Origin of the sequence: Croceicoccus gelatinilyticus, assembly GCF_018398395.1 — a bacterium.
Lineage (GTDB): Bacteria > Pseudomonadota > Alphaproteobacteria > Sphingomonadales > Sphingomonadaceae > Croceicoccus > Croceicoccus gelatinilyticus.
In genome coordinates this window covers 379771-390162 of record NZ_JAHCBF010000003.1, presented here as the reverse complement: position 1 = coordinate 390162, position 10392 = coordinate 379771, and the positions used below count along the sequence as shown (strand labels likewise).

7 protein-coding genes and 4 pseudogenes are annotated in these 10392 nt (G+C 56.1%); 5 read left to right on the top strand and 6 right to left on the bottom strand.

What is annotated here, in order from left to right:
* Positions 1–141 precede the first annotated feature (141 nt).
* Positions 142–1773 carry an AMP-binding protein gene (locus KIH45_RS09365; protein WP_098106015.1) on the top strand — a complete coding sequence of 544 codons (1632 nt, stop codon included), beginning with the start codon at positions 142–144 and terminating at the stop codon, positions 1771–1773.
* Positions 1774–2050: 277 nt separating this feature from the next.
* Here KIH45_RS09365 and KIH45_RS09360 read toward each other — a convergent pair whose 3' ends face one another.
* The 4 genes and pseudogenes from KIH45_RS09360 to KIH45_RS09345 form a co-directional block, all read right to left on the bottom strand.
* A complete protein-coding gene (locus tag KIH45_RS09360; protein WP_098106014.1) occupies positions 2051–2707 on the bottom strand; it encodes a TetR/AcrR family transcriptional regulator in 657 nt (218 codons plus the stop codon).
* Between the two features lie 312 nt (positions 2708–3019).
* Positions 3020–3202 (bottom strand): annotated as a pseudogene (locus KIH45_RS09355) (integrase core domain-containing protein); the annotation flags it as partial.
* A 65-nt stretch (positions 3203–3267) separates the two neighbouring features.
* A pseudogene (gene istB, locus KIH45_RS09350) lies at positions 3268–4047 on the bottom strand (IS21-like element helper ATPase IstB).
* Positions 4037–4558: pseudogene (locus KIH45_RS09345) on the bottom strand (IS21 family transposase); the annotation flags it as partial. The pseudogenes KIH45_RS09345 and istB, both read right to left, overlap by 11 nt.
* On the opposite strand from KIH45_RS09345, the pseudogene KIH45_RS09340 reads away from it, so the two are divergent.
* Positions 4554–5117 (top strand): annotated as a pseudogene (locus KIH45_RS09340) (IS3 family transposase); the annotation flags it as partial. The pseudogenes KIH45_RS09345 and KIH45_RS09340 sit on opposite strands and share 5 nt — an antisense overlap.
* A gap of 172 nt (positions 5118–5289) precedes the next feature.
* On the opposite strand, the gene KIH45_RS09335 reads toward KIH45_RS09340, so the two are convergent.
* Positions 5290–5484: a helix-turn-helix domain-containing protein gene (locus tag KIH45_RS09335; RefSeq protein ID WP_098106764.1), complete on the bottom strand. Its 195-nt coding sequence runs from the start codon at positions 5482–5484 to the stop codon at positions 5290–5292.
* Positions 5481–5687 (bottom strand): helix-turn-helix transcriptional regulator, encoded by a 207-nt coding sequence (locus KIH45_RS09330; protein ID WP_009802104.1) that lies wholly within the window; start codon positions 5685–5687, stop codon positions 5481–5483. Before KIH45_RS09330 ends, KIH45_RS09335 begins: the two co-directional genes overlap by 4 nt.
* 410 nt (positions 5688–6097) lie before the next feature.
* Between KIH45_RS09330 and KIH45_RS09325 the strand changes: the two genes are divergently transcribed.
* From KIH45_RS09325 to KIH45_RS09315, 3 genes are all read left to right on the top strand, one after another.
* Entirely contained in the window at positions 6098–6886 is a 789-nt protein-coding gene (locus KIH45_RS09325) for a type IV toxin-antitoxin system AbiEi family antitoxin (RefSeq protein ID WP_098106762.1), read from the top strand.
* 3 nt (positions 6887–6889) lie between these two features.
* Positions 6890–7807, top strand: a complete 918-nt coding sequence (locus KIH45_RS09320; protein ID WP_160682560.1) for a nucleotidyl transferase AbiEii/AbiGii toxin family protein — start codon at positions 6890–6892, stop codon at positions 7805–7807.
* Between the two features lie 62 nt (positions 7808–7869).
* Positions 7870–10389, top strand: coding sequence for a tellurite resistance TerB family protein (locus KIH45_RS09315; RefSeq protein ID WP_098106758.1), 2520 nt, complete (start codon positions 7870–7872; stop codon positions 10387–10389).
* The last annotated feature ends 3 nt before the right edge of the window (positions 10390–10392 follow it).

The window sequence follows — 10392 nt, the reverse complement described above, 5'->3', positions numbered from 1 at the left end:
CGCCACTCCCCCCGGCATGTAACACGATGGCCTGGTTTTACGCCGCCGAATGGCCGACTTTTGCTCCGCCGTTGACATGTATATTCAGATCGGCAATTTTTGCGAAAAATATCACTATATTCGATTTTTAGGGAGATCGGAATGACGAAGGGTAGCGGGAATCCAGAGAATATCGGTCACCAGGCCAATTATTCACCGTTGACGCCGTTGAGCTTTCTACAGCGCACCGCACAAGTCTTTGGTCATCATGTGGCTGTGATCTTTGAGGAGCGTAGCTGGACCTGGGCGCAATTCGCAAACCGCTGCTACAATCTGGCTGGAGCTCTGGCCGGAAGAGGCGTTAAAAGCGGCGAGAAAGTTTCGATTTTGGCAGATAATATTCCCGCTGCGCTGGAGGCCAGTTTCGGAATTCCTATGGCGGGGGGTGTCATCAATGCGATCAACACGCGTCTTGACCCCGATGCAATTGCTTTCATTCTTGAGCATGCAGAAACGCGAGTCTTCCTCGTCGACCGGCACTATGCAAAGGTTGCCGGTGAAGCGATTTCCAATTGCACACGCAACCTTCTGGTGATCGACATTGAGGACGCGGCGAGCGGCAGCAAACCTACTTTTGCGCAATTATCCTACGAGGAATTCCTGAGCGAGGCGATCACCGATCTTCCAGCGCCCAATCTGAACGAACTTGATCCGATCGCTCTTAACTATACCTCTGGCACAACCGGTGATCCCAAAGGCGTTTTACTTCATCATCGCGGGGCTTATCTGAACGCAATAGGCAACTCGCTTTCGTGGGGGTTGCCACGGTTCTGCGTTTACCTCTGGTCCCTTCCCCTGTTTCATTGCAATGGCTGGTGCTTTCCCTGGACAATCGCATTGCAGGCGGGAGTGAATGTTTGCGTTCGCGGGGTCGATCCCAACGCGCTTCTCGATTTGATTGAGAAGCACAAGGTTACACATTTGTGCGGGGCGCCGATCGTAGTGAGAATGCTGGTCGATGCCGCCAACGCAATCACCACTGAGCGGGCACCCCTCTCCATTATGACGGCGGGTGCTGCGCCCCCCTCGTCCTTGTTGGCCAAGGCCAGTGCGACCGGCTTCGATATCACACATACATACGGGTTGACTGAAGTCTACGGACCCTGTGCTGTCTGTGAATGGCACCCGGAGTGGGATGCGTTATCTCAAGACGAGCAGGCCACGCTGATGGCGCGTCAAGGCGTCGGCTACCCAGTTGTGGAAGAGATAGCTGTAATAAATCCCGAGACAATGCTGCCGGTTCCACAAGATGGCGTGACGATCGGGGAAGTCATGTTCCGAGGTAACGTGGTAATGACTGGTTACTATAAAAACCCCGAAGCAACACGGGAAGCGCTCTCTGGCGGCTATTTCCACAGCGGCGATCTGGCCGTCTGGTACCCCGGCGGCTACGTAGAGATCAAAGATCGTTCCAAAGATATCATTATATCCGGCGGAGAGAATATCTCCAGCATTGAGATAGAAGAAGTTCTATATAAACATCCCGCTGTTTCCGCAGCAGCGGTAGTGGCCGCCCCCCATGAAAAGTGGGGGGAAACGCCACACGCTTTCATCGAAACTGTCGCAAACAAAAGCGCTGACCCCGACGAGATTATTGCCTTTTGTCGAGACCATCTCGCTCATTTCAAATGCCCGACCCGCGTCACTCTTCAAGAGCTTCCCAAGACAGCCACAGGAAAGATCCAGAAATACGAACTTCGCGAGAAGGCGAAGGCCTTGTCACCCTTTTCTTGAATTTCTTGCGTGAGAAATTGGCGAGCGTCTTGTTGAGCGCGGATCGGGATAGAAGGCGATGGCTTCAATCGTCGACGGTCAAGATGGAATGAATGCGCCAGCCCGGTCCTGGACCCTCTACCAGCGCTTGAGCGTGGGGCCCGGTTCCAGGCAGGGTCATTCTCTTGTGCAAGGATGCAGATTGGAAAAATTGCGGATCATGTCAGCCTCGCTGAAGGATGCATGGGTCCGCGCTAGATCTGTAGCGCAAAAACAGTAAGACCCTCTTATTTCTACATCAATCTACGTCTTTCGGCTTGTCGCCGCTCTTCTCCGCAGCACAAAGTTTATGAAACTCTTCTTCATCTAGATTGAGCGCAATTGAACAGAAGAGGTTGGCGGCACTTGCAAGTTGAGAAGATTCTGTGAGGTTTTTTCGGGCGGGGCCCCAATTCAGTGCAGCAAGCATGTAAAGCCGACAACGCTCTGGATCGCTGAGCAGGTACTGATTTGATTTGAGTTCGTTCAGAACCTGCATCCACACCTCGCGATACTGTTGGTTGACTGTGCGCAATCGGTCCCTTGCATCGGGAGAAAGCAATTTCCAATCTCGAAAGGAGACCTCATGAGCTGAACCCAACGGTCCCATTATAGCCGTAAGGTGCGCAAGGGCGAGAGCCTGGAATCTAGACAAGGGGCCCGTTGCGGTTGAAAGATGTTCGTGAACAATTTGCAGTCCAGACTTCATCGCCTGCGAAATTATTTCTTCGAGCAAGTCTTCTTTACTTTTAAAGTAGTAAAAGATGCTGCCGGAGGTCAGGCCCGTAGCATCTGCAATCTGTCTCACTGTAGCGCCCTGATATCCATTTTTCTGGAAGAGCAGCGCCGCCGCCTGTAAGAGCTGTTCACGGCGGAGGTTGGGCTCACTATCACAGGCGAGATTTTGACGTGCCATTATCGGCCTTTCGTATCGCTTTTTGGTCTAGGTGATGCATCATTTAGTGGTCTTTTCAGTCTTGACACGGAAACGGACGAACAGAGCGGAGCAGGAAACCGCTATTGCTCGCGAGATAGAGGCGGGATATTGCAAGGATGTCATACCGGCAATGCACTCATGATACCATCAGGCAAGCTCAATCAGCCATAAATCTACGGCTGCGCCCAGAGGTTCGCGTGAACAAAACACCCCAACCAAGTCAGTCGTCAGAACATCTGGCACAATTCGCGGCGTAAATTAGCGAAGCGTCGGCCTTGTCTGGGGTTGATGTTAGGCGGCAAGCTTGCGGTGCTGCAAGCGCCGATGTGCGATGGTCTTGCGTTTGATCCTTTCTCGTTGTTGGATGATGGCTGGAGCTCTGCCGAAGTAGGCGTCTGCGGGCGTCACGTTGCTCAGGCTCTCATGGTAGCGCTGGTGATTGTAATGCTCAACGAAGGCCTCGATCTGCGCCTGTTGATTTTCGCTGAGATGTGACCCGGGTTGCGGGAGGGTTATTTTCTCCCGGCTTCGGATTTGGTCTAGTGTTGTGTGGTCTCCTTTTTCTGTTTGCTCTTGACAGCGGATGCCTTGAAGCGGAAGCTGTTATTGCCGGTTTCGAAGATGTGGCAGTGATGGGGTCAGTCGGTCGAGCAATGCAGTGGTCATCTTGGCATCGCCGAACACGCTGGCCCATTCCGAGAAGCTCAGGTTGGTCGTGATGACGACGCTGGTGCGCTCGTAGAGTTTGCTGAGCAGGTGGAACAGCAATGCCCGCCTGACGGGCTGAACGGCAGATATCCAAGCTCGTCGAGGATCACGAGGTCGAGCCGCAGAAGCCGCTCGGCAAGCTGGCCAGCCTTGTTCATCACTTTTTCCTGCTCCAGCGCGTTTACCAGATCGACCGTGGAAGAGAAGCGCACCTTTTTGCGGTGGTGCTCGACTGCCTAATCTCCCAGCGCAGTGGCGATATGGGTCTTGCCGGTGCTCGGGCCACCGATCAGAACGACGTTGTGGGCGCCATCGATAAACTCGCCGCGATGGAGCTGGCGGATCATGGCCTCGTTCGCTTCGCTGGACGCAAAATCGAAGGTGGCCAGATCCACGTAGGCCGGGAAGCGGGCGGCCTTCATCTGGTAGGCGATCGAGCGAACCTCGCGTTCGGCTACCTCGGCCTTGAGCAGCTGGGAAAGGATCGGAACCGCCGTACCGAAGGCTGGGGCTCCCTGCTCGATCAGGTCGTCGGCAGCCTGCGCCATGCCGTACATCTTCAGGCCACGCAGCATGACCACCACAGCCGCGCTGGCAGGATCATGACGCAAGGCGAAGATCCTTTCCGCGCAGGGTATCGTATCGTGCCACATTGGCCTTTGGCTCGCGGTTCAGGCTGAGCGCCTGCGGGGCATCGATCACCTCGACACTGCTCGGCTTATCATCGATCAGCCGATGCAGCAGGTTGACGATATGGTCTTGGTGGGAACGCCGGCTTCCAGCGCCAGCTCGACCGCACATAGCACCGCCTGCTCATCGGGATGCAGAAACAGCGAGAGGATATCGACCATCTCCCTGTCGCCGCCGGGGTGCTGAGAAGGTGTGACTGCAACTGGCGGAAGGCATCGGGCATCCCGGTAAAGGGGGCGCCGTTGCGCAGGGCTCCGGGCTTGCGCTGGATTACTGCGAGATAATGCCGCCAGTATAGACTGTCTGGCCCCGCAGATGATGCGCCCGCGTGATAAGCCGCCGATGTTCGCATAGCACCTGCCCTTCGGCGGCGATGACAATACGGTCGGGATAGATCCGCAGACTTACGGGCCGGCTCGCGAAGGATCCTGGTCACGTCTGGAGCTATGACTTCGTCATGGATCGCACGCGTGACGGAAAGGTGTTCCGCATGCTGACGGTGATCGATGAGCACACGAGGCAGTGCCTGGCGATCCATGTCCAACGCAAGTTGAAGAGCGATGACGTGCTGGCGGTGCTCACTGAGCTGTTCCAGCGGCACGGTCCGCCCGATCACATCCGCTCGGACAATGGGGCTGAGTTTACCGCACACGCCGTGCGCGACTGGCTTGGTCGGATCGGCGTGAAGACGCTCTACATCGAGCCAGGATCACCATGGGAGAACGGTTACAATGAAAGCTTCAACGGCAAGCTCAGGGATGAACTGCTCAACGGCGAGATCTTCTACACCCTCAAGGAAGCGGTCATCCTGATCGAGCGCTGGCGCATCCACTACAACACCATCCGGCCGCACTCATCGCTCGGATACAAGCCGCCCGCACCACAAACGATCTTGCATCGCCCTGCTAGACTACCTTACGCTACGCTTCAGGCCGCCCAGCAGGGCGACCATAACCGCCGGAACTCTAACTTAACCGTTGGACCACCCTGATGGGGCAGGTCACAAAGGCGTTAACTTCGGTGATTGGCAGACCGGAGATGTCCCATGTTTCCATACAAGGTTTGACGCTCGGATCATCCCTTGTGCGCTATGCTGCACAGGTGAGGGATGCTGCGATCCAAACCGGAGGAAAGTTTTAGAGCCACGTTCTTGCTCAGGCGGCTCAGTTCGAAGCGCGCTGCCTTTTGACCAGGTCATGCAAACTGGAGGTAATGACGCGCGTTGCCTTGCCGATCTTCACGGTTTCGAGTTCGCCCGTCGCAATCAGCTCATAGAGCTTCGTGCGCCCTACGCCGATCATAAGGGCAGCGTCATTGATCCGGACGCAGATCGGCTCGACGGTTTGATGGCCGCTCATTCTGCTGGTTCCTCTTCACGATAGTGAGCGGGATCGGCAATCCAGCGATTGATGGCAGACTCGTGCCAGCCCGCGCCGTGGATGCTGATCTTGACCTGCGACGGAAACGTGCCCTCTGCGATCTTACGATAAATGGTGGAGCGGGAAAGGCCGGTGCGGTCGAGCACGGTCTTGAGGCGGATGATGCGTTCGGTATTCGACATGGGGCATTCTCTCTTTGGTATCGGCAGCCCCTCTCCGGAACATAATGAGAACTTTTTCTGAAAGGCGCAAGCGCCCGGTTCAGTTGGAATTCGGGCAATTCTTCAACGATTTGCACGATTTGAACCGACTATGGACGGTTCGAGACCTTTACGGACAAACCGCTCCGTTGCCCTTGGTTTTGAGATTTTTTTCGTTCGACGCGAATTTACGGCTGGCACGCGCGAATTTGCGACGGCAGCGACGGATTTCCGCGCCAGCGTTGCCGGATTTCGCGCACGAATCATGTCTTCTTTCGCGCAGTCGGCTTGGTTAGGCGGTTTGATTCTTTGCCAGAACGCTAAGTTAAGCTTAGTCTTTTGAGGTTATTTCAAACTGGACACGAGTTTACACAAGTGGCAAAACACTAAGCATGGCTACGCGTTTGGACAGCAAGCTAAACCAACTCCAGCAGGAGCTCCCGGAAGGACTTCTGGTCGATGCCGCCTGGCTGGAGGCCAATGGCTATTCGTCCGCGCTGCGTAGCCAGTATGTAAGTTCCGGCTGGCTGGATAGCCCAGCGCGACGGGTCTATCGCCGTTCACGCGGGCCTATGACCTGGCAGCAGGTCGTAATCTCGCTCCAGACCATGCTTGACCTTCCACTGACCGTTGGCGGTCGCACCGCGCTCGAACAGCAAGGCTATGCCCACTACCTTTCAGCAAACGTCCAGACAGTTCACCTATACGGACCGACACGACCGCCAACCTGGCTGGGTGATTTGCCGCTCGAAGTGACATTCGCATGGCACAACAGCTTGCGCCTGTTTCCGACAGATGCCGACACGCCGCCATTGCCAAGCCCTACCATGTATAGTGCCGCTGGCGTGCAATTGCCTGTTCGCTATTCGAGCAAGGAGCGCGCCGTTCTCGAATTGCTCGACGAACTGCCCAGGCATGAGAGCTTTCATCAGGTCGATGCCTTAATGGAAGGCTTGAGCGATCTCAGCCCTCGTCGCCTGCAAACTCTTCTCGAAGCCTGCTCCAGCGTCAAGGTGAAGCGGCTGTTCCTGTTCTTTGCCGACCGGCACCGCCATGCTTGGCGATCGAAACTCGACTTGGCCAAGATCGATTTAGGTTCCGGAAAACGGGTTCTGGTGAAGGGGGGTAAGCTCGATCCGCAATACGACATCACGGTGCCCGCCGATCTTGGAGGGCAATAGGAAATGGCCTTCCAGGACGCTTATCGGCAGCAGGTTGCCCTCCTGATCCGCACCATACCGTTCGTGGCGCAAGAGCAGTGTTTCGCGCTCAAGGGCGGCACGGCGATCAACCTCTTCGTGCGCGACTTGCCGCGCCTCTCGGTTGACATCGACCTGACCTACTTGCCGGTCGAGGATCGCGCTTCATCACTCGCCGCTATCGACGCGGCGATGGTGCGGATCAAGGAGCGGATCGAAGGCGGGATACCGGGCGCGGCGGTCGCTCCATCACGTTCAGCAGGCGATAACATCATCACCAAGCTCATCGTCCGCTCTGAAGGTGTGCAGATCAAGATCGAAGTCACGCCTGTCTTGCGTGGCACCGTCTACGACCCCGTGGTCATGAGCGTCGTTCCCGCAGTCGAAGACACGTTCGGTTTCGCCGAAATGCAGGTTGTTTCCTTCCCCGACCTTTATGCGGGAAAGATCGTGGCGGCGCTGGACCGCCAGCACCCGCGTGACCTGTTCGACGTGCGAGACCTGCTGGCGAACGAAGAAATAAGTGACGAACTGCGGCGCGCATTCCTCGTCTACCTCATCAGCCACAATCGCCCGATGGCCGAGGTGCTCGCTCCGACCCACAAACCGCTGGCGGAGGAATTTGAGCGCGGATTTGTCGGCATGACGCAAGAGAATGTCGAGCTTGCCGATCTAGAGGCTACCCGCGAGGCACTCGTCGCCACAATGGTTGGCGAGATGCCAGACGCGCACCACCAGTTCCTGATCGGCTTCAAGCGCGGTGACCCGAATTGGGAACTTCTCGGCATACCGGAAGCAAGGCACTTGCCAGCAGTCTTGTGGAAGCAGCGGAATCTGGAAAAGATGCTGTCTGAGAAGCGGAAAGAGCTGATCGAGGTTCTGGAGAAAGTACTTCTCGGCTGACCGAATATGCGCTTGGCGAAAATCAGCGTGACCTCTCATCCGCAAAATGGCAGGCAGTGCGCATGTCGATTGTCTGGAAAATCATCCGCATTATCGGGCTTTACGTCGCCTCTTTCTTTGTTTGCGTAATAATCGCGGCAATTGCATTGGACAGTCTACCCGATGCGCTTGAAGCATTGTTCGCACTCCTCGCGCCGATTGCTTTTGTCTGGTGGTACGAAAAGCGTCGAAGCGCGCGAGTTGCTGAGACGACCGCCCCTGAAAAGCTGCAATCTCCCCCATTTTCGCGCGAAGTTAGAGCGTCTACGAATTCGAGACCGGATCAGCTAGCTCAGTTTGATCCCCACCTCGGAAACGTGGCACAAATTGCAGCGGAAGCAGTGCCCCGATCTGCAGAACTACAGCGTCGGTCGGACCAAGAAGAGAAGCTTTCGCCTGAAGCAAAGAGGCCAAAGCAAGGTTCATCGGAGAGATCGCAAGGCCATCACCAAGGTTGGGTGCGCAAAGGGCAATCCGTCACCATTGCAGGTCGCACGATCGATGGGATGGTCTATGTCGGCAAACCGCCTCGCATCGGCTCAACCCATTATGGCGAGAGCTGTCGAGCCTACATCGATCCATCGTTGTCCGTCGCGCAGGTTGGATCGGACAGGAATGGCGTTAACATGTCATATTGGCCGGGCTATTCGAACATCCCGGCTGTTTGCCGAGCCACCTATCTAAATTGGCTTGCGGATGGGCGACAAGACGGGACGATCGACCCCGGCTACATGTTCCTGTTCTTTTATGGCTTGGAGCGGCGGTATCTGGTCGAACAGCCATCTGAGGATGAGAAGCAGGAAATCGTAGCGGAGGTTGAGCGCCTCAAGATCCTCTTTTCTCACAACCATTCCGCACAAAGGTATCTCGGTGAATTCCTCAATATCGCCCGCGCGGCGGCACTGGGTGGCTTTTCAACAGACGACCCCACCCTAAAGCAGGCGATTTTGGAGAATCGCAGCTGGGATTTGCCCCTATTGTTGAAGCTCGCCCTCGGAGGCATGATTTCCGAAGGCGAAGCCTTGGACTCAGATTGGGTCCTCCTGTGGTTGCTGTGTTATCCAGAACGCCGCCTCCGCACGCCTGCCGAGCGTTGTGACGAAGAGTTCCGAGCACTCTTCAAGCTTAAGTTCGGAGCGCTGCATCCCGATGGCTTGAAAGTGCGAGCGCCTCGGAAAATGCTGGCTATGACGTATCGCGCCGCCTCCAGCGAATTCAACTGCTCGGTTAATCTTAGCGCGAAAGGCGGCCGAGAAGCTCAAATCCCCAACGTGTCTGATTTGCGGTCGCCAATGCAGAAGGCGCAGAAGATCGCAGATGAGGCTATGGATGAACTCGACAAGTTCAGCCGATATCTTGGACGAAATCCAGATGGTCGGGGGACCATTGAAGCACAGGCGCTGCTACCCGCTGAGCTTTGGAGTCTGTTCCCATCAGACGAGTTGGAAAAACTCAAAGACTGGGCGCGCGAACAAGTAGCCGCAGGCGGGTTGGTCCCAGCACTTGATGTGATCTCGCGCCTAGAAGGAGAAACGCCGGAGAAGCTTGGCAAGCGGAACCTCACCGGCGCAGCAGATGCACTCGCCCGTATCGGATTCGGTATGGCTCCAGACCCAAGATTCTCGCTGCGCGGACCGAAGATCGACGAACCCGTTGTGATCTTCGAACTCGGCGAGCCGGTCGAACAGCTTGAAGACGTATCCCCGGCCTATCGAACCGAATTGTTCGAACTAGCGCTGGCGACCTTCGTCGCACATGCCGATAGCAAAATTGTGGAAGCCGAACGCAGGGCACTCCGTGAAAAGATCGATGCTGTTAGCGGCCTGACTGAGCTTGAAAGAAAGCGGCTTCACGCCAACCTCGAATGGTATCTCGATGTTCCGCCAGACATGTCATGGCTGCGCAGCAAGCTGAAAGATGCGGACGCTGAGCATCATCTAGCCCTGCGCGCGGCAGTTGTCGCGATTGCCCACGCTGACAGCGTGATTCAGTCTGAAGAAGTGGCTTGCATCGAGAAGATCTACAAGGCTTTGGGGATCGATGCTGGCCTCGTTTACGCCGACCTCCATGCTGGCGACGTGCCAGACGGCCCTGTTCGCGTCAAAGCCGCCGAAGCTGAAGCACCAGGCGAACAAATACCGGACGAGCCGAAAGCCAAAGCCGGTTCGCTCGATGCAGCGCGTATTGCCGCTATTCGAAATGACACCGAGCGCGTTTCAAGCGTACTGGGCGAGATTTTCTCGGCCGACGAAGACGTGAGCGACGAGGCCGCCGCAACACATGCTCTTCCATCGTTAATGGCTGGCCTCGATCCCAAGCACGCGATGCTTGTAGAGCAGATAATCCAGCGCGATCACTGGACTGACGAAGAGTTTGACGAGATCGCCAGTAAGCAAGGGCTCATGCCCTCTGGCGCGCTTGAGGTAGTCAACGAGTGGGCTTTCGAGAAATTCGATGAGGCCTTGCTCGATGAATATGACGGATATGACGTATCGCCGGACATAGCCGATACGTTGCGAGCCGAGATGGCGAAGGGGGATTAATTC

Excerpts from the sequence above, each read along its gene's own strand:
- KIH45_RS09325 (WP_098106762.1), top strand. The coding sequence starts at position 6,098 with ATGGCTACGCGTTTGGACAGCAAGCTAAACCAACTCCAGCAGGAGCTC.
- KIH45_RS09360 (WP_098106014.1), bottom strand. The coding sequence starts at position 2,707 with ATGGCACGTCAAAATCTCGCCTGTGATAGTGAGCCCAACCTCCGCCGT.
- KIH45_RS09315 (WP_098106758.1), top strand. The coding sequence starts at position 7,870 with ATGTCGATTGTCTGGAAAATCATCCGCATTATCGGGCTTTACGTCGCC.
- KIH45_RS09365 (WP_098106015.1), top strand. The coding sequence starts at position 142 with ATGACGAAGGGTAGCGGGAATCCAGAGAATATCGGTCACCAGGCCAAT.
- KIH45_RS09335 (WP_098106764.1), bottom strand. The coding sequence starts at position 5,484 with ATGAGCGGCCATCAAACCGTCGAGCCGATCTGCGTCCGGATCAATGAC.
- KIH45_RS09320 (WP_160682560.1), top strand. The coding sequence starts at position 6,890 with ATGGCCTTCCAGGACGCTTATCGGCAGCAGGTTGCCCTCCTGATCCGC.
- KIH45_RS09330 (WP_009802104.1), bottom strand. The coding sequence starts at position 5,687 with ATGTCGAATACCGAACGCATCATCCGCCTCAAGACCGTGCTCGACCGC.